Source organism: Arhodomonas aquaeolei DSM 8974, from assembly GCF_000374645.1.
GTDB lineage: Bacteria > Pseudomonadota > Gammaproteobacteria > Nitrococcales > Nitrococcaceae > Arhodomonas > Arhodomonas aquaeolei.
On the sequence record NZ_KB894818.1, the window covers coordinates 1 to 25,517 of the forward strand.

Genomic DNA, 25,517 nt, shown 5'->3' on the forward strand with positions numbered 1-25,517 from the left:
TGCTTTTCCTCCCGGCTGAAAGGGCTTTACAACCCGCAAGCCTTCTTCACCCACGCGGCATTGCTGGATCAGGGTTTCCCCCATTGTCCAATATTCCCCACTGCTGCCTCCCGTAGGAGTCCGGGCCGTGTCTCAGTCCCGGTGTGGCTGATCGTCCGCTAAGACCAGCTACCGATCGTCGCCTTGGTAGGCCTTTACCCCACCAACAAGCTAATCGGACGCGGGCTCATCCTTCGGCGTGACCATATTCAGAGGGCCACTTTGCCCCGCAGGGCGTATGCGGTATTAATCCGAGTTTCCCCGGGCTATCCCCCACCAAAGGGCAGATTCCCACGCGTTACTCACCCGTCCGCCGCTCGCCAGCCTCCCGAAGGAGCTGCTGCCGCTCGACTTGCATGTGTTAGGCATGCCGCCAGCGTTCAATCTGAGCCAGGATCAAACTCTTCAGTTCAAAAGAGCTAGTCGGTTGAGCCGACAAATCTTGGCTCGGCGCACAAGGCACACATTGACGGATAGCTTCCGTAATGGGTGCTTCACGCCGATTTTTCATCGGCCAGACGCCGGTCAACACCGACGACGCAAGCACCCACACAAGCCATCTGATCCGTATTGTTAAAGAGCTTCAGGGCCGCCTTGAAGCGACGAAGAGCGCGTATTCTACAGCGCCTGAATGCCGCGTCAACCCCTTTGTTCCGCCCCGTCAGGGCCTCGGCTCAACACCTTCGCCCCAACCGGGAACAGGCATTCTAGTGCATCACGAACACCTGTCAACGCCCCGTAACTTCCAGTCCGAAAACCGCCTCCGGGGCTCCCCTCGTCAGACCCTTCGCCCGACAAGAGAGCGCGCATTATAGGCGTCTCAGCGAATGCGTCAAGCGTGTTACACCGGCACTTCGGGTGACGACGTCCTCAGCCCTCGGCGGCCTCGTTCAGACGCACCCGCGCAAAGCGGCGCTTGCCGACCTGGATCACCATCGGGCCGCCCGCGCCGAGGGTGAGCCCCCGATCCTCCACGCGCTCGCCATCGATGCGCACCGCTCCCTGCTTGATCATGCGCAGGGCCTCGGAGGTACTCGGGGTCAGGCCCGCCTCCTTGAGGACGCTGGCGATGCCGAGTCCCTCGCCGGTGACGTCGAGATCGACCTCGGGCATCTCGTCGGGCATCGCCCCTTTCTGGAAACGCGCTATGAACGATTCCCGCGCGCGCGAGGCCGCCGCGGTATCGTGGAAGCGCCCGACGAGCTCCTCGGCCAGCTCGAACTTCACGTCCCGGGGGTTGCGCCCCTCGGCAACGGACTGGCGCAACCGCTCGATCTCGGCGAGGGGCCGGAAGGTGAGCAGCTCGAAATAGCGCCACATGAGCTCGTCGGAGACGGACATGAGCTTGCCGAACATGTCGTCCGCCCCTTCGCGGATGCCAACGTAGTTGCCCAGCGACTTGGACATCTTCTGCACGCCGTCCAGCCCCTCGAGAATGGGCATGGTCAGAATGACCTGCGGGCGCTGCCCGTACTCGCGCTGGATCTCACGGCCGACCAGCAGGTTGAACTTCTGGTCCGTGCCGCCGAGCTCGACGTCCGCCTCCAGCGCCACCGAGTCGTAGGCCTGGACCAGCGGATAGAGGAACTCGTGAACCGCGATGGAGCGGTTCTCCTCGTAGCGCTTGTGGAAGTCGTCGCGCTCGAGCATCCGCGCGACGGTGTACTTGGCGGCCAGGCGGATCATGCCCTCCGCCTGCATCGGCCCCATCCAGCGGGAGTTGAACTCCACGCGCGTGCGCTCGGGATCGAGGATGCGGAAGATCTGCTCCTTGTAGGTACGCGCGTTCTCGCTGATCTGCTCCGGGGTGAGCGCCGGGCGGGTGGCGGTCTTGCCGGAGGGATCACCGATCATGCCGGTGAAGTCGCCGATCAGGAAGATGACCTCGTGACCGAGGTCCTGGAACTGACGGAGCTTGTTGATGAGCACCGTGTGCCCGAGGTGGAGGTCCGGGGCGGTGGGGTCGAACCCCGCCTTGATCCGCAGCGGACGCCCCTCCTCCAGGCGCGCCCGGAGATCGTTCTCCGGCAGTATCTCCTCGGCACCGCGCCGCAGTATCGCGAGCGATTCCTCGATCGTGCTCATGCTCGACTCCGCGTTGTCTCTGGTAACTGAGGCGGACGTCACGCCCGCCGACCCGCGCGACATGTTACTCAATCACAATGGCCGGGCGTTACTCCCGCGCCCGCGCGTTGACTGATTTGAGGCTTCGGGCTAACGTTCGGAGCTTATAGGTTGAGGATCGTTTCATGAAGACACGCCGCCGTAACAAGGACAGTCTGGCCAGCCTGTCCAATCGCCGGAAGCGTCCCCGCCGCGTCCATCACGCACTCGCCCTGTCCGTCGCCGTCGTTACCGGCATCGGCGCGTTCGCGATGTCCACCAATGACGGCGACGCCAACGTCGGCGACGGCGGGCTCGTGCGCGCGCTCGAACTGCCCTCGGCCGACGATGACGCCACCCGGCCGGAGGGGCTGAAGCCCCTGAAGGTCCTGACCGAACATGCGCCGGCCCATGTAGGCCCGGCCACCGCGGACGCGGACCGCGGCCAGCCCGGGGCCGGGAGCGACGGCGCGACGCCCGCCGCCGGACTGCAGACCGCGTCACTCACGGCCACGCCGCGGCAACCCCTGAGCGACGTGCCGGCGCCGGCGGAGTCGCTGCTCGCCTCCGGGGCCCCGCAGTCCGAGGCCGTGGCGGCACCGGACTGGGAGACCTATACCGTCCAGTCCGGCGACTCGCTGGCCGCGCTGTTCAGCCGCGCCGGGCTTTCCGCCCGGGACGTCTACGACGTCGTCAACGCCGGCGAGCGTGCCGGGGCCCTCACCAGCCTCTACCCCGGCGACGAGCTCCGTATCGCCCTGGACGGCCGCGGCGGCCTGGAGGCCGTTCGCTACGAGCTCAACGAGACGGAGACGCTCACCGTACGCCACGGCGCCGACGGCTACACCACGAAGGTCACCACCACCCCGCTGGAGCGCCGCCGGCGTGTCGCCAGCGGCGAGATCAAGAGTTCGCTGTACGCCTCGGCACTCGAGGCCGGCCTGTCCGATGGCCAGGTCATGCAGCTCGCCAACATCTTCGGCTGGGACATCGATTTCGCGCTGGACCTGCGCAAGGGCGACCGCTTCCGGGTGATCTACAACGAGGTCTACCGCGACGGCGAGAAGCTGCGCAACGGCAACATCGTCGCGGCGGACTTCGTGAACCACGGCGAGCGCTTCCGTGCGGTGCGCTTCACCTTCCCCGACGGGGACGCACAGTACTTCACCCCGGAGGGCAAGAGCATGCGCAAGGCCTTCCTGCGCACGCCGGTGAACTTCACCCGGGTGAGCTCGGAGTTCAATCCCCAGCGCCTCCACCCCATCCTCGGTACCAAGCGTCCGCACATGGGCACGGACTACGCGGCCCCGCCGGGAACGCCGATCAAGGCGGCCGGCGACGGCCGGATCGTGCACATCGGCCGCAAGGGCGGCTACGGCAATGCCGTCGTCATCAGGCACGGTTCCCGCTACTCCACCCTGTATGGCCACATGCGGGGGTTCCGCCGGGGCCTCTCCCACGGCGACCACGTCAAGCAGGGGGAGGTCATCGGCTACGTGGGCAGCAGCGGCCTGGCGACCGGACCGCACCTGCACTACGAGTTCCGGGTGAACGGCAAGCACCGCAACCCGCGGACCGTCAAACTGCCCGAGGCCGAGCCGATCCAGGCCAAGTACCGCGAGGACTTCGACACGCAGACCGCGCCGCTGGTGGCGCGCCTCGAGGCCGCCACACCCACGCAGGTCGCGAGCAGCGAGCAGACCGACAGCGGCACGGCCGGCGGCGGAGACCGCTAGGTATCGCCGCGCGAGACGGGGAGGGGATGGCCGAGCGCTTCATCGGCCTCATGGCCGGCACGAGCCTGGACGGTGTCGACGCCGCCATGGTTCGTTTCGACACCGGGACGCCGGTGGTCGAGGCCACTGTGTCCCGCCCGTACCCGGACCGGCTCCGGCACACCCTGCGGGCCATCGGTGCCGGATCGCCGCTCGCCGACGTCATCGCCGCGGATCAGGCCGTCGCCGAGGCCTTCAGCGACACCGCTCAGGCCCTGCTCGCCCGAGCCGGCCGGCCGGCGGAGACCGTTACCGCCATCGGCAGCCACGGCCAGACGGTGTGGCACCGCCCGGGCGCACCGAGAGCGGCGTCCGTACAGATCGGCGACGCCAGCCGTATCGCCGAGGCCACCGGCATTACCACCGTCGCCGATTTCCGCCGCCGCGACATCGCCGCCGGCGGCGAGGGGGCACCGCTCGCCCCCGCCTTCCACCTTGCCATGCTCCAGGGACAGGGCAGCGGAACCGCCGTGCTCAACCTGGGCGGCATCGCCAACCTGACCGTAGGCGACGCCCCCGCCGGCCCCATCGGCTTCGACTGCGGCCCGGCGAACACCCTCATGGACCGCTGGACGGAACGCCACCTCGGCGAGCGCTACGATGCCGACGGCGCCTGGGCCGCCAGCGGCACGGTCGACCCGGCTCTGCTGGAGCGTCTGCTCGCGGATCCGTTCTTCCGGAAGCCGCCGCCCAAGAGCACGGGCCCGGAGCGCTTCGGACCGGACTGGCTGGACGAGCGTATCGCCTCGCTCTCACGCCCACCGGCCGCGGCGGACGTGCAGGCGACACTGGCCGCTCTCACCGCGCGCACGGTGGCGGACGCCGTCAACGCGAGCATCGGGAACGCTACCGCGGCGCCGGGACGGCTGCTGGTCTGCGGCGGCGGGGTGCACAACACCCACCTCATGGACATGGTGCGACGGCACCTGCCCGGCTGGCAGGTGGGGTCCACGGACGAAGCGGGTATCGATCCGGATTTCGTCGAGGCGGCGGCGTTCGCCTGGCTCGCGCGGGAGACGCTCGCCGGCCGGCCGGGCAACCTCCCGGGGGTGACGGGGGCGCGCCGGCCGGTGGTGCTGGGCGGGATCTATCCGGCCTGAGACCTAGACGCCGAACGAGGAGCCGCAGCCACAGGTGGTGGCCGCGTTGGGGTTGCGGATGATGAACTGTGCGCCCTCGATACCCTCGACGTAGTCGATCTCGGCGCCCTCGAGGTAGGCACCGCTCATCGGGTCGACCAGCAGCGTCACGCCGTTCTTCTCGATAACCGCGTCACCGTCTTCCTGGTTCTCGTCGAACATGAACCCGTACTGGAAGCCGGAGCAGCCGCCGCCGGTGATGTAGACCCGCAGCTTGAGGTCGCCATTGTCCTCCTCGTCGAGGAGCTGGCGCACCTTGAGTGCGGCGTTGTCGGTGAAGTTCAGCAGCTCGTCCTGCTCTTCGACCACTTCGCTCATGATCCTTTCGCCTCCTGGAGGTGGGCCCTTTCCCTAGATGGTGGGGACGGCCCGGTTCGGAGTCAATTGCCGACGCTCAGGGCAGCAGCGCCACGTCCCCGAGTCCCGCCGTCTCCGGCAGGTCGAACATCAGGTTCATGTTCTGCACCGCCTGCCCGGCCGCCCCCTTGACCAGGTTGTCCTCCACCGCAAGCACCAGCGCCATGTCGCTGTAGGGCTGGCGGTGGACCGCAATGCGGCAGGTGTTGACGCCGCGCACGCTGCGCGTCTCCGGATGGCTGCCGGCAGGCAGCACGTCGACGAAGGGCTCGTCGGCATACCGCGCCTCGAACAGCGCCTGCAGGTCCGTGGCGGGATCCCGCAGCCTGGCGTAGAGGCTCGCGTGGATCCCCCGCACCATCGGCGCCAGATGCGGCATGAACACCAGCCCGACCTCGCCGCCGGCGGCCTCCATCAGGCCCTGGCGGATCTCCGGGAGATGCCGGTGGCCGGAGGCCCCGTAGGCACGGAAATTCTCCGAGGCCTCGCCCAGGAGCGTGTGCTGCTTGGGCTGGCGTCCCGCGCCGGTCGCCCCGGACTTGGCATCGGCGACAAGGGTGTCGGTATCCACCAGACCGGCCTCGACCAGCGGCAGGAAGCCGAGCTGCACCGCCGTGGGATAGCACCCGGGGTTCGCGACCAGGCGGGCCCCGCGGATGGCATCGCGGTGGCGCTCCGGCAGCCCGTAGACCGCCTCGGCGGCAATCCCGGGACAGGCGTGCGTCATCCCGTACCACTCGGACCAGAGATCCAGGTCACGGATGCGGAAATCCGCCCCCAGATCGATGACGCGCACACCGGCCTCGAGCAGCGCGGGCACGGACTGCATCGCCGTGCCGTTGGGCGTTGCGAAGAAGACCACGTCACAGGCAGCGAGGCGTTCGTCGTCCGGGGCCTCGAAGGCGAGATCGCAGTGTCCGCGCAGGTTCGGGAACAGCTCGGCCACGCCGCGACCGGCTTCCCCTCGGGAGGTGATCACCTCCGCGCGCGCACGCGGGTGGTGCGCCAGCAACCGCAACAGCTCGACACCCGTATACCCGGTGCCGCCCACGATCCCGACCTTGAGCATCCGTATCTCCCCTGCTGAGTGGACAGTCCTGTATCGTAACGCCCGCCTGCGCGCGGCGTCACCCGCGCCGGGCGTGCCCCGCCACGGCCACTCTGCGATACTCGGGCGCGGCCCCGCGGCCGAACAGCGGCACGACACCCCGGGGACAAGCCACATTCAAGGAGCCGGCCATGCTCTACCTCTGGGTCAAGGCATTCCACATCATCTTCGTGGTGACCTGGTTCGCCGCGGTGTTCTACCTGCCACGGCTGTTCGTCTACCACGCCCAGACCGAGGACGCGCCGGGCAACGAGCGTTTCCGCATCATGGAGCGCAAGCTCTATCGCGGAATCATGACCCCCAGCGCGGTGCTCACCGTGTTCTTCGGGGGCTGGCTGATCTGGCTCAACCCGGCCTGGCTCGACCAGGGCTGGCTCCACGTGAAGCTCGCGCTCGTGGCCGGGCTCATCGGCTACCACGTGTGGTGCGGCCGCCTGGTGCAGGCATTCGCCGAGGGAACCAACCGGCGCGGCCATGTCTGGTTCCGCTGGTTCAACGAGCTGCCCGTGATCGTACTCGTCGGTGTGGTGCTGCTGGTGGAGCTCAAGCCCTTCTAGGGGCGCCGGGGCCGCCGCTGCGGCCCCTCCCCCTCACTCGGGGATCTGCGACTGCTGGTAATTCTGCTCGCCCACCCGGTCGACGAGCTCCAGCTGGGTCTCGAGCCAGTCGATGTGCTCCTCTTCGTCGTCGAGGATGCGACGGAGCAGGTCACGACTGACGTAGTCCTGCACGGACTCGCAGTGAGCGATGGCCTCACGCAGCAACGGGCACGCGGTCTGCTCCGCGCGCAGGTCGCACTCCAGGATCTCGCGCACCGTCTCGCCGATCATCAGCCGGCCCAGGTCCTGGAGGTTCGGCAGCCCTTCCAGGAAGAGGATGCGCTTGATCAGCTCGTCGGCATGGCGCATCTCGTCGATGGATTCCTGGTACTCCTTCTCGCCCAGGCGGGACAGCCCCCAATCCTGGAGCATGCGGGCGTGGAGGAAATACTGGTTGATGGCCGTGAGCTCGTTGGTGAGCGCACGGTTGAGGTATTCGATGACCTTGGTGTCGCCCTTCATTGTGTCTGCCTCTGTGCCCGTATTGGTGGCGTCAAAGCACAGAGTCTAGCGCATGACGCCCCCCCTTTAGCCAGCCGGGGGGCGAACCGGGCGTTCAGCGGGCGCTAGGCAAGGGCGGGCGTGGCGGCGGGAAAGCCCAGGGCGGGCAGGCTGTCATCGGAGGCCGTGCGCTCGGCGAGCATCGCCTTCGCCGCCGGACCGCACTTGCCACAGCAGCTGCAGACCCCGAGCTCGCGGCGAAGCTCCCGCATGGTCCGGGCACCGGCATCGATGGCGGCATTGACTTCACGGTCGCTCACGGCCCGGCAGACACAGACGTACATGGCGCACTCACATCCGGTATCGATGGAGATACGCTACGACTTACCCACCCGGTTAGTCAAACACGAATTATTATTATTTGTGATCTTCATCACCGAACCTACTTCCCCGCCCGGGTCAGGCTGCCGAGCCCCTTCGCCTCCAGGGCCCCGCGAACCAGCGCCCGGACCTCCTCCGGGTACTCCAGCGCCAGGGCCTCGTCGAGCAGCGAACGCGCCTCCTCGTAGGGGAAGCTGCGGATCACCCACTTCACGCGCAGGAGACCGACACTGCTCATCGACAGGCCGCTCAACCCCATGGCAAAGAGCAGCAGCGCAGTGGCCGGGTTCCCGGCCATGCCCCCGCACACGCTTACCGGCACCCCCGCGACCCGGCCGACCTGGGCGACGTCGTTGACCGCACGGAGCACCGCCGGGTGCAGCTCGTCGTAGAGGTTGGCGACCCGCGGGTTGTTGCGGTCCACCGCGAGCAGGTACTGGGCGAGGTCATTGGAGCCGATGGACAGGAAATCCAGCCGCCGGGCCAGGCTCGCGGCCTGGTAGACCGCCGCCGGCACCTCCACCATCGCGCCGAGACGCGGGCGCGCCACGTCGACGCCTTCCTCGGCGAGCTCCCGCTGGGCCCGGTCGACCAGCGCCACCGACTGCTCCACCTCCTCCACCCGCGAGACCATCGGGAACATGATCTGGAGATTGCTGAGCCCCTCCGAGGCGCGGAGCATCGCGCGGATCTGGGTGAGGAAGATCTCGGGGTGATCCAGGGTCACACGCACGCCGCGCCAGCCGAGGAACGGGTTGTCGTCGTCGATGCGGAAGTAAGGCAGCATCTTGTCGCCGCCGATATCCAGCGTGCGCAGTGTCACCGGCAACGGCGAGAAGGTCGTTAACACCTCCCGATACAGACGCGCCTGCTCCTCCTCGCTGGGGAAGCGCTCGCGGACCATGAACGGGAATTCCGTGCGGTGCAGGCCGACACCGTCACAGCCCACCTCGCGGGAGGACGCGAGATCCGAGATGAGCCCCGTGTTGATATACAGGTTGATGCGCTCGCCATCCGGACTCTCCGCCGGCAGCGTCTGCAACGCCTTGAGATCCTCGCCGAGCTGGCGCTCCTCGCGCTGCAGCCGACGGTATTCGCGCATCACGGCCCGGGTGGGCTGGACATAGAGACGGCCACGGTAGCCATCGACGATGAGTTCGCGGCCATCGACCACACTCGGGCGCAGGTCGCTGACGCCCATCACCGCCGGCACCCCCAGCGCCCGCGCCAGGATGGCGACGTGCGAGTTCGCCGAGCCGGTGGCCGAGACCACACCGACGAGGCGCTCCCGGGGGATCTCGGCGAGCTGCGAGGCGTTCACCTCGTGCCCCACCAGCACCACCCGCTTCGGCAGCGGCCGGGCCCGGCGCTCGCCGGCGCCGAGCCGGGCGATCAGCCGACGGCCGATATCGCGGATATCGCTGGCGCGCTCGCGCAGATAGCCGTCCTCCATGTCCTCGAAGTGGCGGACCTGCTCTACGATGACGTCGCGCACCGCCCCGGCCGCCCACACGCCCTCGCGGATGCGCGCTTCCACGGAACCGGACAGGCTCTCACCGTCGAGCAGCCGCACATAGACCTCGAACAGCCGGCGCTCCTCCTCCGCGACCATGCCCTCGAGCCGGGCATGCAGGTCCTCCAGATCGGCACGCACCGCGGCGACGGCGGCACGGAAGGTCTCGACCTCCGCCTCCGGGTCGTCCGGAGCGACCTCCGGGATCGCATCGAAGTCCGTCGCCGAGTACAGCGTGTAGGCATGGCCGATGCCGACACCGGTCGCCCCGGCGACACCGGCCAGCGGCCGGTTGCGCGCCAGGCCACGGCGCTTGACCAGCTCGCGCAGCCCGCCGCTCGCGCGGGCGTGGGCGATGACGCCGGAGAGCTGGGCGGCCATGGTCACCAGGAAGGCGACCTTCTCGTCATCGAAACGCTGGCGCTGCTGGCCCTGCACCACCATCACGCCGAGGAGCTGGCGGTAGTGGATGATGGGCACGCCGAGGAAGGAGTGGAAGTGCTCCTCCCCAGTCTCTGGGAAGAAACGGAAACGCGGGTGCTGATCCGCGTCCTGCAGGTTGATCGGCTCCTCGCGCTCGGCCACCAGGCCGACCAGGCCCTCGTCGAAGCGCAGCCGGACCCGCCCCACCGAATCCACACGCAGGCCGCGTGTAGCCATCAGGGTGAGCGACTCCTGATCCTCGCCGACCAGGTAGATGGAGGCCACGTCGACCGCCAGCGCATCGGCCACCCGGTCGACGATGATGTTCAGCGCCTGGGCGAGATCGCCGGCGCCGTTGACCTCCTGGACGATGCGGTGAAGGGTCTCGAGCATCAGTCGCGCCGCCCGTGTTCGCCATTCCGCGGCGGGGGACGCTGCGGTGGACCGTCCGGAAAGATCAGCGGCGCGAGCTCGGTGAGCGCACGGTCGTAGACGCGGCGCTTGAAGAAAACCACCCGGCGCACCGGCTCCCAGTACTCCACCCAGCGCCAGTCGTCGAACTCCGGCTGGGCGCTCTGGTCGAGGCACACCGCGGCCTCGTCACAGGCGAGACGCAGCATGAACCACACCTGCTTCTGGCCGATGCACAGCGGCCGCTGACGGCGGCGCACCAGGTGGCGCGGCAGGCGATAGCGCAGCCACCCCTCGGTGCAGCCGAGCACCTCCACATGGGAGGATTCCAGCCCCACCTCCTCGCGCAGCTCCCGGAAGAGGGCCTGCTGCGGCGACTCGTGCCGCTTGATCCCCCCCTGGGGGAACTGCCAGGCGTTCTGGCCGATGCGCCGGGCCCAGAACACGCGCCCGGCCCCATCCGTCAGGATGATCCCCACGTTGGGCCTGAATCCATCCGAATCAATCACTTGAGAAACCTGGCATGGAATACCGGAAGTTACAGCTATTCTTCCACATCGGTACAAAAGGCGGCAAATGGCGCCCCGGCACCCGTGCACCGCCAACGGCGAGGTCGTAGACTGTCGCCCCCCGTGCCGCCCGGCGGCACCACCCGGAAACCCAGTGGGAGCACCCGTGAGCCTGACCCTCTTCGACCTGGACAATACCCTGCTCGCCGGGGACAGCGACCATCTCTGGGGCGAGTATCTCACCGAGCACGGCATCGTCGATGCACACAGCCACGCCGCGGCCAACGAGCGTTTCTACGCCGACTACCAGGCGGGACGGCTCGACATCGACGCCTTCCTGCGCTTCGCCCTGCGCCCCCTCGCCGAGCACCCGCCCGAGCAGCTTCGCGAGTGGCGCGAGCGCTTCATCGCCGAGAAGATCGAACCGATAGTGCTTCCCGCCGCCCGGACGCTGATCGACACCCACCGCCGACGCGGCGACACACTGGTGATCATCACCGCGACCAACCGTTTCGTCACCGAACCGATCGCCGCATTGCTGGGCATCGACTGCCTGCTCGCCACCGAACCGGAGTTCCGGGAGGGGCGCTACACCGGCGGCTACGTGGGCACCCCCACGTTCCGGGACGGCAAGATCGACGCCCTCGCCGCCTGGCGGCACCGGAACGGGACCGAAGGCCTGTCGACGACCTTCTACAGCGACTCCCGCAACGACCTGCCGCTGCTCGAGCGCGTGGACGACCCCGTCGCCGTCGACCCCGACCCCGCCCTCGATGCCGTCGCCCGGGAGCGGCGCTGGCGGCGTGTCACGCTCCGGGACGGTCCCGACCCTCGCCCCCTGGACTAGAGTGAAGGCCCGCGGCCAGGAACCGGCGCGTCAGTGCGCAAGCAGGACCGGCCGGTCCATCACCCGCATCATCTCGTGGGTGGTCCCGCCGAGCACCAGCTCACGCACCCTGGGCTGGCCGTAGGCCCCCATCACGATCAGGTCGGCACCGCTGTCCTTCGCCGCGGCGACCAGCGACGACGCCGGATCGGCGGACCCCCCGGCATCGCGGACCACCTCCACGATGACACCGTGACGACTCAGCATGGTGGCGATATCGCTGCCGGGCAGCTCGCCGTGACCGTCCAGCCGGTTACGTCCGGTGAACACCTGCACGCGCACCGTCTTTGCGGTCTGCAGCAGCGGCAGCGCGTCGCTGATCGCCCGGGCTGCCTCCCGGCTGCCGTTCCAGCCGACCACCACGTGATCACCGACCGCCCCGGACCAGCCACCGTGGGGTACGGCAAGTACCGGCCGGCCGCTGGCGACCGCGACCTGCGCCGGCAGATCCACCGGCGGGGCATCGACGTCGCTGGAGACGTCCGGCTGCCCCATGAGGATCAGATCGGCGTAACGGGCGTGACGGCTGATAACCTCCAGGCGCTCGCCGCCCTCGGTGAAGCCGTCATGGGCCCGCCACTCGCCGTTCTGGCGGGACAGCGCCTTCCCGAAATGCTGCTCCAGCGTCTCCAGACGCCGGCGCATCCGCGTCCCGTAGTCGCGGATGCGACTCGGCTGGGACATCTCCAGGGGCAGGCGGAAGGGCACCACCGCGAGTCCGGCCACGTGGGCCTCGAAGCGCTCGGCGAACCGGGCGGCGAGTGCGAGCGTGTCGTCCAGCGCCGCCCCCTCGTCGACATAGACCAGCAGATCTTTCCAGGACATGGCGTACTCGCCTCCTGCTCAGTGGGAGAGGAAAACCGGCAGTGTCATGCTCTCGAGCACGCCGCGCGTGGCACCGCCAAGCACCATCTCGCGCATGCGGGTGCGGCCGTAGGCGCCCATGACCATCATGTCCGCACCGTAATCGCTCGCCGCGGAGAGCAGCGCCGAGGCCACGTCCAGGTCCCCGAGGCTCTGATGGGCCGCCTCGACATTGACGCCGTGGCGCGCGAGATGCGTGGCGATATCCGCCGCCGGCTGCTCACCGTGGGCCGCATCGCGGCTGGTGCCGGTGAGCGCGAGCACCCGCACCTCGTCCGCCGCCTTGAGCAGGGGCAGCGAGTCGGAGACCGCACGCGCCGACTCGCGCCCCGCATCCCAGGCCACCAGGACGCGCCGGCCGATGGGCTGCTCGCGCCAGGCATAGGGCGTCGCCAGCACCGGCCGGCCACTCATCAGACAGAGCTGGCCGGGCAGGTCCCGCGGCACCACGGAGGTCACGTCGCCGACATCCGGCTGGCCGACCACCGCCAGGTCCGCGTAACGGGAATGGCGCGCGAGCACGTCGAGCACCGTCCCCCCGGCGCTGACCGTATCGGTGGCACGCCATTCGGTAACCAGCTGGCGGCCGCCGACCAGCCGCTCGAAACGCTCGCGCAGCCGCTCGTTGCGCTCGCCGGCGAGCTGGAGCTGGGTCTCCAGCGTCTGGGTCGGGACGAACTCCGGCACGAGCATGACATCGGCGACGGCCAGCCCCACCAGGTGCGCATCCCATTTCGCGGCCAGCTCCGCGGCCAGTCGCGCGCGGCGCTCGAACTCGGCGGATTCATCGACAAACAGCAACAGGGTGCGCAGTTCCATGGTCCCGACCTCTTGGCAATAACGGAAATTTCGACGGCAGTCCGCCCGTCCGTCAGAATTTATCATCGAATCGCTGCGGCGGATGACCCAGATCAAGCCGCTGTTATTATGCGGCCTGCTCATTTACTATGACGTTTACGTAAACGAAAACCTCGAGCCGTCCGCAATGCAGCTACGCGAACGAGACGCCCTGCCCAACGCGACCACCTACACCATCTCCGAGCTGGCCCGGGAATTCGACATCACCACCCGGGCGATCCGCTTCTACGAGAACCGCGGACTGCTCACCCCCCGGCGCGAGGGCCAGAAGCGCATCTACAGCCGCCGCGACCGCACCCGGCTCAAGCTCACCCTGCGCGGCAAGCGCCTCGGGATGACGCTGGCGGAGATCAAGGAGGTCTTCGACCTCTACGACTCCGCCCACGGCGAGGAGCGCCAGCTCGCCCGCTACCTCGAAATCCTAGAGGAAAAACGCCAGCTCTTCCTCCAGCAGCGCAAGGACCTCGAGGACGCCCTCGGCGAGCTCGAGGACTCCATGGGCCGTTGCCGGCGCATCCTGGAGAACAAGCAGCGCCGCGAAAGCGCCAGCGGCTGAGCCCCCGGGTTTGACGTTTACGTAAACGTCAAATAGCATTGCCGCAAAGACCCGCAGGAGGAGAGGGACCATGGAGCTGCCCGGGCTGAATTTCGGTCTCGGCCAGGAGATCGACATGCTCCGCGAGGCCGTGCGCGACTTCGCCGCCGGCGAGATCGCCCCGCGGGCCGAGGCCATCGACCGCGACAATCTCTTCCCCCGCGAGCTGTGGCCGAAGCTCGGCGAGCTCGGCCTCCACGGCATCACCGTGGAGGAGGCCTATGGCGGCAGCGCGATGGGCTACCTCGCCCACATGATCGCGATGGAGGAGATCAGCCGCGCCTCCGCCTCCATCGGTCTCTCCTACGGCGCCCACTCCAACCTGTGCATCAACCAGCTCCGGCTCAACGGCAGCGACGCCCAGCGCGAGCGCTACCTGCCGCCGCTGGTCAGCGGCGAGCACGTCGGCGCGCTGGCGATGTCCGAGCCCGGCGCCGGTTCCGACGTGGTGTCCATGCGCCTGCGCGCCGAGCGCCGGGGCGAGCACTACGTCCTCAACGGCAACAAGATGTGGATCACCAATGGCCCGGAGGCCGACACGCTGGTGGTCTATGCCAAGACCGACCCGGACGCCGGCCCGCGCGGCATCACCGCCTTCATCGTCGAGAAGGGCATGCCCGGCTTCACCACGGCCCAGAAGCTCGACAAGCTCGGCATGCGCGGCTCCGACACCTGCGAGCTGGTGTTCAGCGACTGCGAAGTGCCGGCGGAAAACGTGCTCGGCGAGGAGAACCGCGGCGTGAAAGTGCTCATGAGCGGGCTGGACTACGAGCGCGCGGTGCTCGCCGCCGGCCCCCTGGGCATCATGCAGGCGTGCCTCGACGCCGTGGTCCCCTACATCCACGAGCGCCGCCAGTTCGACCAGCCCATCGGCGAGTTCCAGCTCATCCAGGGCAAGGTCGCGGACATGTACACCACGCTCAATGCCTGCCGGGCCTACGTCTACACCGTCGGCGCGGCCTGCGACCGCGGCGAGACCACGCGCAAGGACGCTGCCGGCGCGATCCTTTTCGCCGCCGAGAAGGCCACGCAGATGGCACTGGAGGCGATCCAGGTCCTCGGCGGCAACGGCTATATCAACGAATACCCCACCGGACGGCTGCTCCGCGACGCCAAGCTCTACGAGATCGGCGCGGGCACCAGCGAGATCCGGCGGATGCTCATCGGCCGCGAGCTCTTCCGCGAGACGGCCTGAGCCGGCGGCCCGCCGGGCGGGCCGCCGCACCGACACCGAAGCGAGACCAACCGCGAGGGCCCGGTCATGCGCGAGACCGCCAGCGACCCCATCGTCATCGTCAGTGCCGCACGCACCCCCATGGGCGGCTTCCAGGGCCGGCTCGCCGCCCTGCGCGCCCCGGAGCTGGGCGCCGCCGCCATCGCCGCGGCGGTAAGCCGTGCCGGCCTGGAGCCGGACGCCGCCGGCGAGGTCTTTATGGGCAACGTCCTGCCCGCCGGCGTCGGTCAGGCGCCGGCCCGCCAGGCCGCGATCGGCGCCGGGCTGCCCCAGTCCGTGCCCTGCACCACCATCAGCAAGGTCTGCGGTTCGGGCATGAAGGCGGTGATGCTCGCCCACGACCTCATCGCCGCCGGGAGCGCGGACGTGCTGGTCGCCGGCGGCATGGAGAGCATGTCCAACGCGCCCTATCTCCTCGACCGGGCCCGCTCGGGCTACCGGCTCGGCCACGGCCGGGTGCTCGATCACATGTTCCTCGACGGCCTGGAGGATGCCTACGATCCCGGACGGCTGATGGGGACCTACGCCGAGGATACCGCCGAGCACTACGGCTTCACCCGCGAGGCCCAGGACGCCTTCGCGATCGAGTCGCTCAACCGCGCCAACCGCGCCATCGCCGAGGGCGACTTCGCCGACGAGATCGCGCCGGTCACGGTGACCGGCCGCGGCGGCGAGGAACACGTGGACACCGACGAGCAGCCGGGACAGGCGCGCATCGACCGCATCCCCGCGCTCAGGCCGGCCTTCCGCCGCGACGGCACGGTGACGCCGGCGAACTCGAGCTCCATCTCCGACGGCGGCGCGGCACTGGTGCTCATGCGCGCCTCCGAGGCCGAGCGCCGCGGGCTCACCCCACGGGCGGTGATCCGCGGCCACGCCGGCCACGCCCAGGCCCCGGCGTGGTTCACCACCGCGCCGGTGGGAGCGATGCGCACCCTGTGCGAGCGCGTGGGCTGGCGCACGGGCGACGTCGACCTCTTCGAGATCAACGAGGCCTTCGCCGTGGTCACCATGGCGGCCATGCACGAGCTCGGGCTGCCCCACGAGGCGGTGAACGTCAACGGTGGTGCCTGCGCCCTGGGCCACCCCATCGGCTGCTCCGGGGCAAGGCTGATGGTCACCCTGCTCGCCGCCATGGAACGCCGGGACGTGCGCCGGGGCGTGGCCTCGCTGTGCATCGGCGGCGGCGAGGCCACCGCGGTGGCAGTGGAACGGGTCTGAACCGACGGTAACGGGGACAATCGTGAGCGTCATCAAGAGCAAGTTCGGTCCGCGCAGCGACGGCTTTGCCGAAAACAGGGCGGCCATGGACACGCTGGTCGCGAACCTGCGCGAGAAGGTCCGCGGCATCAAGCGCGGCGGCGGCGACCGGGCCCGCGATCGCCACCTCGCCCGCGGCAAGCTCCTGCCCCGGGACCGCATCCGGGTGCTCCTGGACGCAGGCTCGCCCTTCCTGGAACTCTCCCAGCTCGCCGCCCACGAGGTCTACGACGACGACGTGCCGGCGGCCGGGATCATCACCGGGATCGGCCGCATCGCCGGGCGCGAGTGCATGATCGTCGCCAACGACGCCACCGTTAAGGGCGGCACCTACTACCCGCTGACGGTGAAGAAACACCTCCGCGCCCAGGAGATCGCCGAGCAGAACCACCTGCCCTGCATCTATCTGGTCGACTCCGGCGGTGCGAACCTGCCCAACCAGGACGAAGTCTTCCCGGACCGCGACCACTTCGGCCGGATCTTCTACAACCAGGCCAATCTCTCCGCGAAGGGCATCCCCCAGGTCGCGGTGGTGATGGGCTCGTGCACCGCCGGCGGCGCCTACGTCCCCGCGATGGCCGACGAGAGCGTGATCGTGCGCGAGCAGGGAACCATCTTCCTGGGCGGCCCGCCGCTGGTGAAGGCGGCCACCGGCGAGGAGGTCACCGCCGAGGAGCTCGGCGGCGCCGATACCCACTCGCGGATCTCCGGGGTCACCGACCACTACGCCCTCAACGACGCCCATGCGCTCGGCACCGCGCGGCGGATCGTCGCCAACCTCAACCACCGCAAGCCCAACGAGCTCGACGTCCGCGAGCCGCGGGCGCCGCTGCACGACCCGGACGAGCTCAACGGCATCGTCCCGGCGGACACCAAGCAGCCCTACGACGTCCGCGAGGTGATCGCGCGCATCGTCGACGGCAGCGAGCTCGACGAGTTCAAGGCCCTCTACGGCACCACCCTGGTGTGCGGCTTCGCCCGCATCCACGGCTACCCGGTGGGCATCGTCGCCAACAACGGCGTGCTGTTCTCGGAATCCGCGCTCAAGGGCGCGCACTTCGTGGAGCTGTGCAGCCAGCGCGGCATCCCGCTGGTGTTCCTGCAGAACATCACCGGCTTCATGGTCGGGCGCAAGTACGAGTCCGGCGGCATCGCCAAGGACGGCGCCAAGCTGGTGACCGCCGTGGCCACCAGCGCCGTGCCCAAGTTCACCGTGATCATCGGCGGCAGCTTCGGTGCCGGCAACTACGGCATGTGCGGGCGCGCCTACTCGCCGCGCTTCCTGTGGATGTGGCCCAACGCGCGCATTTCCGTGATGGGCGGCGAGCAGGCCTCGGCCGTGCTCGCGCAGGTGCGCCGCGACGGCATCGAGCGCAAGGGCGGGGAATGGAGCACCGGGGAGGAGGAGGCCTTCAAGGCCCCGATCCGCGATCAGTACGAACGCGAGGGCCACCCCTACTACGCCAGCGCACGGCTGTGGGACGACGGCGTCATCGCCCCGGCGGATACCCGCATGGTCCTGGGGCTGGGCCTGTCCACCGCGCTCAACGCCCCGCAGCAGCCGACCCGCTTCGGCGTCTTCCGGATGTAGCCACAGGGAAGCCATGAGCGAGAACAGCCTCACCGTCACCACCGATGCCGGCATCGCCCGCATCACCATGGACCGCCCGGCGGTCCACAACGCCTTCGACGACGCCCTGATCGCCGAGCTCACCGAGGCCCTCGTCCGCGTGGGCCGCGACGAGCACGTTCATGCGGTGGTGCTCGCCGCCAAGGGCCGCAGCTTCTCCGCCGGTGCCGACCTCAACTGGATGCGGCGCATGGCGGACTACGACTGGCAGGAGAACTTCGAGGACTCCCGGGGCCTCGGGCAGCTGATGCATACCCTCTACCGCCTGCCCCAGCCCACCATCGCCCGGGTCAACGGCGCGGCAATGGGCGGCGGCGTCGGCCTGGTGGCGTGCTGCGACATCGCCGTGGCCGCGGACACCGCGGTGTTCGCACTCTCCGAGGTGCGCCTGGGACTGATCCCGGCGGTGATCAGCCCCTACGTCGTCAGCGCCATCGGCGAGCGCCAGGCCCGGCGCTATTTCGTCACCGGCGAACGCTTCGACGCCCGCACCGCCCGGGCCATCGGGCTGGTGCACGAGGTGGTGCCCCCGGAGGCCCTGGAGGACGCGGTCACGCGCATCATCGCGGACCTTCGCGGCAACGGCCCGCGGGCCATGCGCGAGGCCAAGCGCCTGGCCCTCGACGTCTCCCGCGGGGCGCTGGACGAGCACATGGTCGAGGACACCGCCCAGCGCATCGCCGACCAGCGCGCCAGCGACGAGGGCCGCGAGGGGGTGAGCGCCTTCCTCGGCAAGCGGCGCGCGGCGTGGCGCTGGTGACGCCGGGGCGCGGCACCGACACGACCGACCACGAACCGATCGGGGATCACCGATGTTCGACAAGATACTGATCGCAAACCGCGGCGAGATCGCCTGCCGGGTGGCCCAGACCTGCCGGCGGCTCGGCGTGCGCACCGTCGCCGTCTACTCCGAGGCGGACGCCCAGGCCCGACACGTCCACCTCTGCGACGAGGCCTGGCTGATCGGCCCGGCCCCGGCGCGCGAGAGCTATCTCGATACCGAACGCATCCTCGAGGTCGCCCGCCGCTCCGGTGCCCAGGCGGTCCATCCCGGCTACGGCTTCGTCTCCGAGAACGCGGATTTCGCCCGCGCCTGCGAGGCCGCCGGGATCACCTTCATCGGCCCGCCCGCCTCCGCCATCGAGGCGATGGGCTCGAAAAGCGCCGCCAAGACCATCATGGCGGAGGCCGGCGTGCCGCTGGTCCCCGGCTACCACGGCGAAGACCAGGAGGCGTCCCGGCTCGCCGACGCCGCGGAGGAGGTCGGCTACCCGGTCCTGATCAAGGCCAGCGCCGGCGGCGGCGGCAAGGGCATGCGCCGCGTCGACCGCCCGGAGGACTTCGCCGACGAGCTCGCCGCCGCGCGGCGCGAGGCCGCGGCGAGCTTCGGCGACGACCGCGTGCTGATCGAGAAGTACCTGCTTCAGCCGCGTCACATCGAGGTCCAGGTCTTCGCCGACAGCCAGGGCCAGGTGGTGCACCTCTTCGAGCGGGACTGCTCGGTGCAGCGCCGCCACCAGAAGGTGGTCGAGGAGGCCCCGGCCCCCGGCATGACCGAGACGCGGCGCCGCGAGATGGGCCAGGCCGCCGCCCGGGCCGCCCAGGCCATCGGCTACGTCGGCGCCGGCACGGTGGAGTTCATCGTCCACCAGGACGGCAGCTTCTACTTCATGGAGATGAACACCCGGCTGCAGGTGGAGCACCCGGTCACCGAGATGATCACCGGCGAGGACCTCGTGGAGTGGCAGCTGCGGGTCGCCGACGGCGAGGCCCTGCCCCGGGGGCAGGAATCGCTGACCATCCACGGCCACGCCTTCGAGGCCCGTATCTACGCCGAGGACCCGGCCAGCGACTTCCTCCCCGCCACCGGCCGGATCAGCCACATGCGCACGCCGGAGGAAGGTGCCCAGGTGCGCATCGACACCGGCGTGCGCGAGGGCGACGAGGTCAGCATCCACTACGACCCGATGATCGCCAAGCTCGTGGTCTGGGACGAGGACCGCGCCAGCGCCCTGCGACGGCTGCGGCGCTCGCTGGCGCATTTCCAGGTGGTGGGGCCGACCACCAACATCACCTTCCTCCAGGCCCTGACCGCGCACCCGGCCTTCGCCGCCGCGGAGCTCGATACCGGCTTCATCGACAACCACCGCGACGCCCTCTTCCCCGCCCCCGAACCCGTCTCCGACCGGGTGCTCGCGCTCGCGTGCCTGGCCGAGTTCCTGCGCATCGACGCCGAGGCCGCCGCCCGCGCCGCCCGCTCCGCGGACCCGCACTCCCCCTGGCACGACGCCAGCGGCTGGGTGCTCAACGACGACAACCATCACACGCTGCACTTCCGCGACGGCGAGGACGACATCGCCGTCACCGCCCACTACCGCGAGGGTCACTACCTGCTGGAGCTGCCCGGCGGCGAGGTCCGTGCCCGCGGCCGGCTGGACGCGGACGGCGACATGCGCGTCGACCTCAACGGCGTGCGCCTGACGGCCACGGTGGTCCGCCGCGGTGCGGAGCTGACCATCATCTGTGACGGCTCCTCGCGCCAGCTGCTCTGCCACGACCCGCTGACCGTGGGCATGGAGGACCAGGTCCAGGAGGGCAGCCTCACGGCGCCGATGCCGGGCACGGTGGTGAGCGTACTGGTGGCGCCCGGTGATACCGTAAGCGAAGGTCAGCCGCTGATGATCCTGGAGGCGATGAAGATGGAGTACACCATCAAGGCGACGGCCGACGGGGTCGTCGAGCACGTCAACCACGTCGAGGGCGAGCAGGTCTCCGAGGGCGTCGAGCTGCTGGCGATCGGCCCGGCGGAGTGACGGGATCGCTCCGCCGGGCAGACCGCAAGGCATAACGTCTCCACCGGACCGGGTCCGGGCGACACAACCGCGAGTGAAAACCGCCATGTCCCTTCCCGACACCGTACGCATCGTCGAGGTCGGCCCGCGCGACGGGCTGCAGAACGAACCGCAAAGCATCGTCGCGGCGGTCAAGATCGAGCTGATCGAGCGCCTCGCCGCGGCGGGACTGCCGGTGGTCGAGGCCGGTGCCTTCGTCTCCCCCAAATGGGTGCCGCAGATGGCCGCCAGCGCCGATGTCCTCCAGGGCATCCGCCGTCGGGCGGGGGTGCACTACCCCGTGCTCGTGCCCAACATGAAGGGCCTTGACGCCGCCCTGGCCGCCGGGGCCGAGGAGATCGCCGTCTTCGGCGCCGCCTCCGAGAGCTTCTCGCAGCGGAACATCAACTGCTCCATCAACGAGAGCCTGGAGCGATTCCGGCCCGTGATCGAGGCCGCCCGGGAGCGGGACGTGCGGGTGCGCGGCTACGTCTCCTGCGTGCTCGGCTGTCCCTACGAGGGGGAGATCGCGCCGGAGGCGGTGGCCACCGTGGCCGCCGAACTCCAGGCGATGGGCTGTTACGAGATATCGCTGGGCGACACCATCGGCGTGGGCACGCCGCGCAAGGCCCAGCGGATGGTCGAGGCCGTGGCGGAGCGGGTACCGATATCCCGGCTCGCCGCACACTTCCACGACACCTACGGACAGGCCCTGGCCAATCTCTACGCCGTCATGGAGCTCGGCATCGCCACCGTCGACAGCTCGGTCGCCGGGCTCGGCGGCTGCCCCTACGCCAGGGGCGCCTCCGGTAACGTCGCCACCGAGGACGTCGTCTACCTGCTCGACGGCCTCGGCATCACGACCGGGGTGGACCTGGAGGCCCTCGCGGCCACCGGCCGCTGGATCTCGGGCAAGCTCGGCCGCCAGCCTGCCTCGCGGGTGGCGCAGGCCCTCGCGGCGCGCGCCTGAAACCGCCCGGGGGGAACAGACACAACTCGGGGTCGGAGGCGAAACAGCGCGGTTACCGGTGGCCGGCCGAGGATGATCGGGACGTCCCGGGCCCCGGGCGATGAACAAGCACATGGAGAGAGAGCCGTGACGAGCGAACGCGAGAGCATGGACTACGACGTGGTGATCGTCGGCGGCGGCCCGTCGGGGCTGGCCGCGTCGATCCGGCTGATGCAGCGGGCCACGGAGACCGGGCAGGCGCTGTCGGTCTGCGTGCTCGAGAAGGGCAGCGAGATCGGCGCGCACATCCTCTCCGGGGCGGTGCTCGATCCCCGCGCCCTCGAGGAGCTGCTGCCGGACTGGCGCGATCGCGGTGCACCGCTGCACACCCCGGTCGCCGAGGACCGCTTCCTGCTGCTCGGCGAACGCAGCGCCCGGCGGCTGCCCACACCGCCGCAGATGGCGAACGAGGGCAACTACATTGTCAGCCTCGGCAACCTCTGCCGCTGGCTCGCCGAGCAGGCGGAGGCGCTGGACGTGGAGATCTACCCGGGCTTCGCCGCCGCCGAGGTGCTCTACCACGAGGACGGCTCGGTCAAGGGCGTGGCCACCGGCGACATGGGCCTGAACCCCGACGGCACGCCGGGGCCGAACCATGAGCCGGGCGTGGAGCTGCATGCCCGCCAGACACTGTTCGCCGAGGGCTGCCGCGGTTCGCTGACCAAGGCCCTGTTCGAGCGCTTCGAGCTGCGCGCCGACGCCGACCCGCAGACCTACGGGCTCGGGATCAAGGAGCTCTGGGAGGTGGATCCGGCGCAGCACCAGCCGGGGCTCGTCGTCCACACCGTGGGCTGGCCCATGGACTCGCGGACCTACGGCGGGAGCTTTCTCTACCACCTCGAGGACAACCAGGTGGCGGTGGGCTTCGTGGTCGGGCTCGACTACGACAACCCCTACCTCTCGCCGTTCGAGGAGATGCAGCGGTTCAAGACCCACCCGGCGATCCGCCCCACCTTCGAGGGTGGGCGGCGCATCAGCTACGGCGCGCGCGCCATCAGCGAGGGCGGCTACCAGTCCATCCCGCGGCTGACCTTCCCGGGCGGGGCGCTCATCGGCGACACCGCGGGCTTTCTCAACACCCCGCGGATCAAGGGCAGCCACACCGCCATGAAGTCCGGCATGACCGCCGCCGAGACGGTCTTCGAGGCGCTCACCGGCGAGGCAGCGGAGGCCGGCGCCGAGGTCAGCGCCTACCCCGAGCGGCTGCGCCGAACCTGGCTATGGGACGAGCTCCACCGCGCACGCAACATTCGTCCCGCCTTCCGCTGGGGGCTGTGGCCGGCGATGGCCTACTCCGCCATCGATACGTACCTGTTCCGGGGCAAGGCACCGTGGACGTTCCACCACCACGCCGACCACGAGCAGCTCAGGGCGAAGGACGAGGCCACACCCATCGACTACCCGAAACCCGACGGCGTGGTCACCTTCGACCGGCTCTCCTCGGTATTCATCTCCAACACCAATCACGAGGAGAGCCAGCCCTGCCATCTCACGCTACGCGACGATGACGTGCCCGTGCGCGTGAACCTCGAGCGCTACGCCGGCCCGGAGGCGCGCTACTGCCCCGCCGGGGTGTACGAGTTCGTCGAGGACGACGCGGGCAACCCGCGGCTGCAGATCAACGCGCAGAACTGCGTGCACTGCAAGACCTGCGACATCAAGGACCCGACCCAGAACATCGACTGGGTCGTCCCCGAGGGCGGTGGCGGACCCAACTACCCCAACATGTAACAGGCGTTCCGGCAGTCCGGGACCGAGCCAACGGGAGCACCCATGGGCATAGAGATCGGCGGTTTTCTCGGCCTCATCCTGCTCATAATCGAGGTCTACGCATTCGTGCGCATCGTCCAGAGCCGCGCAAGCACCGGCGCCAAGGTCCTCTGGATCGTGGGCATCCTCGTCCTGCCGGTGCTGGGCCTCATCGTCTGGCTGCTCACCGGCCCCAAGGGCTGACCGCAGGTACGAACGCGCCCCCGGCAACCCGACGGGCATGGCCGTCGGGTTTGACCGGTTCCGGGTCGCGCCATAACATACAAACATGTTTGTATCCGGCGAATGGATACAGTGGCACCCGGCCTACCCCGAGGATACGCAATGACCATGGCACTACGCGCCGCGCTGATCACCGCGGCCCTGGCCACGGCCGCCCCGTCCGTCACCTGTGCGGCCGGCGGAGACGCCCCACACCCGGCATCGACGAGCGTGGGCGTGCGTGCGGGCAGTGGCGACAACGTCGACTCCGTCACCCTCTACCTGCGGCGGGGCGCACCCTGGGTGCAGCGGCATATCGTCGACGCCTACCTGCCGGAGGGGGTGAATGCCCACTGGGAGGCCATGGCCAGCCACTGGGGCGGCTCCGGGGATGACACCCACCTCGCCGCCTTGGGCCCGGTCCTCACCTACCAGTGGCCCGGTCAGCCCATCCTGCTCAGCACCGGTGTCCAGCCCTCCGTGCTCTCCGACAGCACGGCCGCGGGCCATGACCTCGGCGGCCACATGCAGTTCACCAGCCATATCGCCGTGGGCTGGCGCCCGCTGCCCGCCTTCCACGTCGCGGTGCGCGCCCAGCACACCTCGAACGCCGACCTCTACGAGGAGAATCCCGGCGTCGACATCGTCTCCCTGGAGCTCGCCTACCACTTCTGAGCCCATGATGCATGGGCCGCGCATGATCCGGCGCCGCGGCCCCTGTATGGTTACCCGGGCGCAGCCACTTCCGGGGCCGACGCCCTGATCGGGACAGACACAGCCAGCCAGGGGAACAGAACATGGGTAACACCGTCGTGGGGATCACCGCCGCGATCGCGCTGACGCTGGCCGCCACAGCGGCCGCCGCGGACGGGCCGGAGACAACCGTGCGCCTCGGCGCCGGCGTTCTCCATGCCCCGAGCTACCGGGGTTCCGACGACCACGACACGGATCCGGTACCCTACTTCGACATCCGCCATGGGCCATTCTATGCCACCGTGACGGACGGCATCGGCTGGGACGTGTTCCGGCGAACCGGTCTGCGCGTCGGTCCCTTCGTCACCCGGGCCGGGGGACGAAGCGACGCCGGCGACCTGGAGGGCCTGGAGAGTGTGGACGGCGGCGCACTCGCGGGCATCGCCGCGCACTGGCGCCGGGGTCCCTGGCGACTCCGGGGGGATATCGCCACCCCGGTCACCGGCGACCTCGAGGGCCTGCGTGCACGAGTGGGGACCCGCTATGCCGGGCGCATCGGGCAACGCTGGCGCTATGCCGTCGGCCCCGATCTCACCTGGGGCGACGACGACTGGAACGACGCCCTGTTCGCCGTCTCCCCGGCCGGGAGCGCGCGCTCGGGGCTCGACGCGTTCCACCCGGGCGGCGCCTACTACGAGGTCCGGGTAACGGCCCGGGTCACGCGCCGGCTGGGAGCGGGCTGGTCGGTGACGGCAATAACCCGCGCCGGCCGCATTCTCGGGGACGCCGCGGACAGCCCCATCGTCGCGGACGTCGGCGACGCCAACCAGACCGCCGCCGGAATCGTGCTCTCCTACGCCTTCTGACGCCCCGGGCACCCCTTCCCGA

24 protein-coding genes and 1 rRNA gene are annotated in these 25,517 nt (G+C 69.6%); 15 read left to right on the forward strand and 10 right to left on the reverse strand.

Annotated elements, in window-relative coordinates; all coding sequences use genetic code 11:
• Positions 1-451: ribosomal RNA gene (locus tag C516_RS0115415) — 16S ribosomal RNA — on the reverse strand; the annotation flags it as partial.
• Between the two features lie 458 nt (positions 452-909).
• The gene (gene tyrS, locus C516_RS0115420) at positions 910-2,124 is read right to left on the reverse strand and encodes a tyrosine--tRNA ligase (protein WP_018719314.1); all 1,215 of its coding nucleotides are present in this window, start codon (positions 2,122-2,124) and stop codon (positions 910-912) included.
• Between the two features lie 164 nt (positions 2,125-2,288).
• Here tyrS and C516_RS0115425 point away from each other — a divergent pair, with 164 nt between their 5' ends.
• Entirely contained in the window at positions 2,289-3,878 is a 1,590-nt protein-coding gene (locus C516_RS0115425; protein WP_018719315.1) for a peptidoglycan DD-metalloendopeptidase family protein, read from the forward strand.
• Positions 3,879-3,904: 26 nt separating this feature from the next.
• Positions 3,905-5,017 carry an anhydro-N-acetylmuramic acid kinase gene (locus C516_RS0115430; RefSeq protein WP_018719316.1) on the forward strand — a complete coding sequence of 371 codons (1,113 nt, stop codon included), beginning with the start codon at positions 3,905-3,907 and terminating at the stop codon, positions 5,015-5,017.
• A 3-nt stretch (positions 5,018-5,020) separates the two neighbouring features.
• Here the strand turns inward: C516_RS0115430 and erpA are convergent, their stop codons facing one another.
• Both erpA and argC read right to left on the reverse strand, forming a co-directional pair.
• A complete protein-coding gene (gene erpA, locus C516_RS0115435; protein ID WP_018719317.1) occupies positions 5,021-5,374 on the reverse strand; it encodes an iron-sulfur cluster insertion protein ErpA in 354 nt (117 codons plus the stop codon).
• Positions 5,375-5,450: 76 nt separating this feature from the next.
• Positions 5,451-6,482 carry an N-acetyl-gamma-glutamyl-phosphate reductase gene (gene argC, locus C516_RS0115440; RefSeq protein ID WP_018719318.1) on the reverse strand — a complete coding sequence of 344 codons (1,032 nt, stop codon included), beginning with the start codon at positions 6,480-6,482 and terminating at the stop codon, positions 5,451-5,453.
• Between the two features lie 170 nt (positions 6,483-6,652).
• Between argC and hemJ the strand changes: the two genes are divergently transcribed.
• Positions 6,653-7,078 carry a protoporphyrinogen oxidase HemJ gene (gene hemJ / locus C516_RS0115445; RefSeq protein WP_018719319.1) on the forward strand — a complete coding sequence of 142 codons (426 nt, stop codon included), beginning with the start codon at positions 6,653-6,655 and terminating at the stop codon, positions 7,076-7,078.
• Between the two features lie 33 nt (positions 7,079-7,111).
• On the opposite strand, the gene bfr is transcribed toward hemJ, so the two are convergent.
• From bfr to C516_RS0115465, 4 genes are all read right to left on the reverse strand, one after another.
• Positions 7,112-7,582, reverse strand: coding sequence for a bacterioferritin (bfr, locus tag C516_RS0115450; RefSeq protein ID WP_018719320.1), 471 nt, complete (start codon positions 7,580-7,582; stop codon positions 7,112-7,114).
• 104 nt (positions 7,583-7,686) lie between these two features.
• Positions 7,687-7,905 (reverse strand): (2Fe-2S)-binding protein, encoded by a 219-nt coding sequence (locus C516_RS0115455; protein WP_018719321.1) that lies wholly within the window; start codon positions 7,903-7,905, stop codon positions 7,687-7,689.
• Between the two features lie 98 nt (positions 7,906-8,003).
• Positions 8,004-10,271 carry a phosphoenolpyruvate--protein phosphotransferase gene (gene ptsP, locus C516_RS0115460; protein ID WP_018719322.1) on the reverse strand — a complete coding sequence of 756 codons (2,268 nt, stop codon included), beginning with the start codon at positions 10,269-10,271 and terminating at the stop codon, positions 8,004-8,006.
• On the reverse strand, positions 10,271-10,798 hold the full coding sequence (locus C516_RS0115465; RefSeq protein ID WP_026321231.1) for an RNA pyrophosphohydrolase: 528 nt from the start codon (positions 10,796-10,798) through the stop codon (positions 10,271-10,273). The genes ptsP and C516_RS0115465 overlap by 1 nt, the downstream gene beginning before the upstream one ends.
• Positions 10,799-10,964: 166 nt before the next feature.
• Here C516_RS0115465 and C516_RS0115470 point away from each other — a divergent pair, with 166 nt between their 5' ends.
• Entirely contained in the window at positions 10,965-11,645 is a 681-nt protein-coding gene (locus tag C516_RS0115470; RefSeq protein ID WP_018719324.1) for a histidinol-phosphatase, read from the forward strand.
• A 30-nt stretch (positions 11,646-11,675) separates the two neighbouring features.
• Here C516_RS0115470 and C516_RS0115475 read toward each other — a convergent pair whose 3' ends face one another.
• Both C516_RS0115475 and C516_RS0115480 read right to left on the reverse strand, forming a co-directional pair.
• Positions 11,676-12,509, reverse strand: coding sequence for a universal stress protein (locus C516_RS0115475; protein WP_018719325.1), 834 nt, complete (start codon positions 12,507-12,509; stop codon positions 11,676-11,678).
• Between the two features lie 18 nt (positions 12,510-12,527).
• Positions 12,528-13,367 (reverse strand): universal stress protein, encoded by an 840-nt coding sequence (locus C516_RS0115480; RefSeq protein ID WP_018719326.1) that lies wholly within the window; start codon positions 13,365-13,367, stop codon positions 12,528-12,530.
• Between the two features lie 82 nt (positions 13,368-13,449).
• Between C516_RS0115480 and C516_RS21635 the strand changes: the two genes are divergently transcribed.
• The 11 genes from C516_RS21635 (at position 13,450) to C516_RS0115540 (ending at position 25,495) form a co-directional block, all read left to right on the forward strand.
• A complete protein-coding gene (locus tag C516_RS21635) occupies positions 13,450-13,962 on the forward strand; it encodes a MerR family transcriptional regulator (RefSeq protein ID WP_018719327.1) in 513 nt (170 codons plus the stop codon).
• 70 nt (positions 13,963-14,032) lie between these two features.
• Complete coding sequence (locus tag C516_RS0115490; RefSeq protein WP_018719328.1) at positions 14,033-15,196, forward strand: isovaleryl-CoA dehydrogenase; 1,164 nt, start codon at positions 14,033-14,035, stop codon at positions 15,194-15,196.
• Positions 15,197-15,262: 66 nt separating this feature from the next.
• On the forward strand, positions 15,263-16,456 hold the full coding sequence (locus tag C516_RS0115495; RefSeq protein ID WP_018719329.1) for an acetyl-CoA C-acyltransferase: 1,194 nt from the start codon (positions 15,263-15,265) through the stop codon (positions 16,454-16,456).
• 22 nt (positions 16,457-16,478) lie between these two features.
• Entirely contained in the window at positions 16,479-18,086 is a 1,608-nt protein-coding gene (locus C516_RS0115505; protein WP_018719330.1) for a carboxyl transferase domain-containing protein, read from the forward strand.
• A gap of 13 nt (positions 18,087-18,099) precedes the next feature.
• Positions 18,100-18,885 carry an enoyl-CoA hydratase/isomerase family protein gene (locus C516_RS0115510; RefSeq protein WP_018719331.1) on the forward strand — a complete coding sequence of 262 codons (786 nt, stop codon included), beginning with the start codon at positions 18,100-18,102 and terminating at the stop codon, positions 18,883-18,885.
• A gap of 52 nt (positions 18,886-18,937) precedes the next feature.
• Positions 18,938-20,938, forward strand: coding sequence for an acetyl-CoA carboxylase biotin carboxylase subunit (locus C516_RS0115515; protein ID WP_018719332.1), 2,001 nt, complete (start codon positions 18,938-18,940; stop codon positions 20,936-20,938).
• A gap of 85 nt (positions 20,939-21,023) precedes the next feature.
• Entirely contained in the window at positions 21,024-21,926 is a 903-nt protein-coding gene (locus C516_RS0115520) for a hydroxymethylglutaryl-CoA lyase (protein ID WP_018719333.1), read from the forward strand.
• A gap of 147 nt (positions 21,927-22,073) precedes the next feature.
• The gene (locus C516_RS0115525; protein ID WP_040409635.1) at positions 22,074-23,696 is read left to right on the forward strand and encodes an electron transfer flavoprotein-ubiquinone oxidoreductase; all 1,623 of its coding nucleotides are present in this window, start codon (positions 22,074-22,076) and stop codon (positions 23,694-23,696) included.
• 42 nt (positions 23,697-23,738) lie between these two features.
• Complete coding sequence (locus tag C516_RS0115530; protein WP_018719335.1) at positions 23,739-23,918, forward strand: PLDc N-terminal domain-containing protein; 180 nt, start codon at positions 23,739-23,741, stop codon at positions 23,916-23,918.
• A 141-nt stretch (positions 23,919-24,059) separates the two neighbouring features.
• Complete coding sequence (locus C516_RS0115535; RefSeq protein WP_018719336.1) at positions 24,060-24,611, forward strand: acyloxyacyl hydrolase; 552 nt, start codon at positions 24,060-24,062, stop codon at positions 24,609-24,611.
• A gap of 122 nt (positions 24,612-24,733) precedes the next feature.
• Positions 24,734-25,495, forward strand: a complete 762-nt coding sequence (locus C516_RS0115540; RefSeq protein ID WP_018719337.1) for a MipA/OmpV family protein — start codon at positions 24,734-24,736, stop codon at positions 25,493-25,495.
• The last annotated feature ends 22 nt before the right edge of the window (positions 25,496-25,517 follow it).

Bases quoted from the DNA above. Each gene is read 5' to 3' on its own strand.
- C516_RS0115530 (WP_018719335.1), top strand. From the start codon at position 23,739: ATGGGCATAGAGATCGGCGGTTTTCTCGGCCTCATCCTGCTCATAATC.
- argC (WP_018719318.1), bottom strand. From the start codon at position 6,482: ATGCTCAAGGTCGGGATCGTGGGCGGCACCGGGTATACGGGTGTCGAG.
- erpA (WP_018719317.1), bottom strand. From the start codon at position 5,374: ATGAGCGAAGTGGTCGAAGAGCAGGACGAGCTGCTGAACTTCACCGAC.
- C516_RS0115490 (WP_018719328.1), top strand. From the start codon at position 14,033: ATGGAGCTGCCCGGGCTGAATTTCGGTCTCGGCCAGGAGATCGACATG.
- C516_RS0115425 (WP_018719315.1), top strand. From the start codon at position 2,289: ATGAAGACACGCCGCCGTAACAAGGACAGTCTGGCCAGCCTGTCCAAT.
- C516_RS0115525 (WP_040409635.1), top strand. From the start codon at position 22,074: ATGGACTACGACGTGGTGATCGTCGGCGGCGGCCCGTCGGGGCTGGCC.
- bfr (WP_018719320.1), bottom strand. From the start codon at position 7,582: ATGAAGGGCGACACCAAGGTCATCGAATACCTCAACCGTGCGCTCACC.
- C516_RS0115520 (WP_018719333.1), top strand. From the start codon at position 21,024: ATGTCCCTTCCCGACACCGTACGCATCGTCGAGGTCGGCCCGCGCGAC.
- tyrS (WP_018719314.1), bottom strand. From the start codon at position 2,124: ATGAGCACGATCGAGGAATCGCTCGCGATACTGCGGCGCGGTGCCGAG.
- C516_RS0115535 (WP_018719336.1), top strand. From the start codon at position 24,060: ATGACCATGGCACTACGCGCCGCGCTGATCACCGCGGCCCTGGCCACG.
- ptsP (WP_018719322.1), bottom strand. From the start codon at position 10,271: ATGCTCGAGACCCTTCACCGCATCGTCCAGGAGGTCAACGGCGCCGGC.
- C516_RS21635 (WP_018719327.1), top strand. From the start codon at position 13,450: ATGACCCAGATCAAGCCGCTGTTATTATGCGGCCTGCTCATTTACTAT.
- C516_RS0115475 (WP_018719325.1), bottom strand. From the start codon at position 12,509: ATGTCCTGGAAAGATCTGCTGGTCTATGTCGACGAGGGGGCGGCGCTG.
- C516_RS0115495 (WP_018719329.1), top strand. From the start codon at position 15,263: ATGCGCGAGACCGCCAGCGACCCCATCGTCATCGTCAGTGCCGCACGC.
- hemJ (WP_018719319.1), top strand. From the start codon at position 6,653: ATGCTCTACCTCTGGGTCAAGGCATTCCACATCATCTTCGTGGTGACC.
- C516_RS0115430 (WP_018719316.1), top strand. From the start codon at position 3,905: ATGGCCGAGCGCTTCATCGGCCTCATGGCCGGCACGAGCCTGGACGGT.
- C516_RS0115480 (WP_018719326.1), bottom strand. From the start codon at position 13,367: ATGGAACTGCGCACCCTGTTGCTGTTTGTCGATGAATCCGCCGAGTTC.
- C516_RS0115455 (WP_018719321.1), bottom strand. From the start codon at position 7,905: ATGTACGTCTGTGTCTGCCGGGCCGTGAGCGACCGTGAAGTCAATGCC.
- C516_RS0115540 (WP_018719337.1), top strand. From the start codon at position 24,734: ATGGGTAACACCGTCGTGGGGATCACCGCCGCGATCGCGCTGACGCTG.
- C516_RS0115515 (WP_018719332.1), top strand. From the start codon at position 18,938: ATGTTCGACAAGATACTGATCGCAAACCGCGGCGAGATCGCCTGCCGG.
- C516_RS0115510 (WP_018719331.1), top strand. From the start codon at position 18,100: ATGAGCGAGAACAGCCTCACCGTCACCACCGATGCCGGCATCGCCCGC.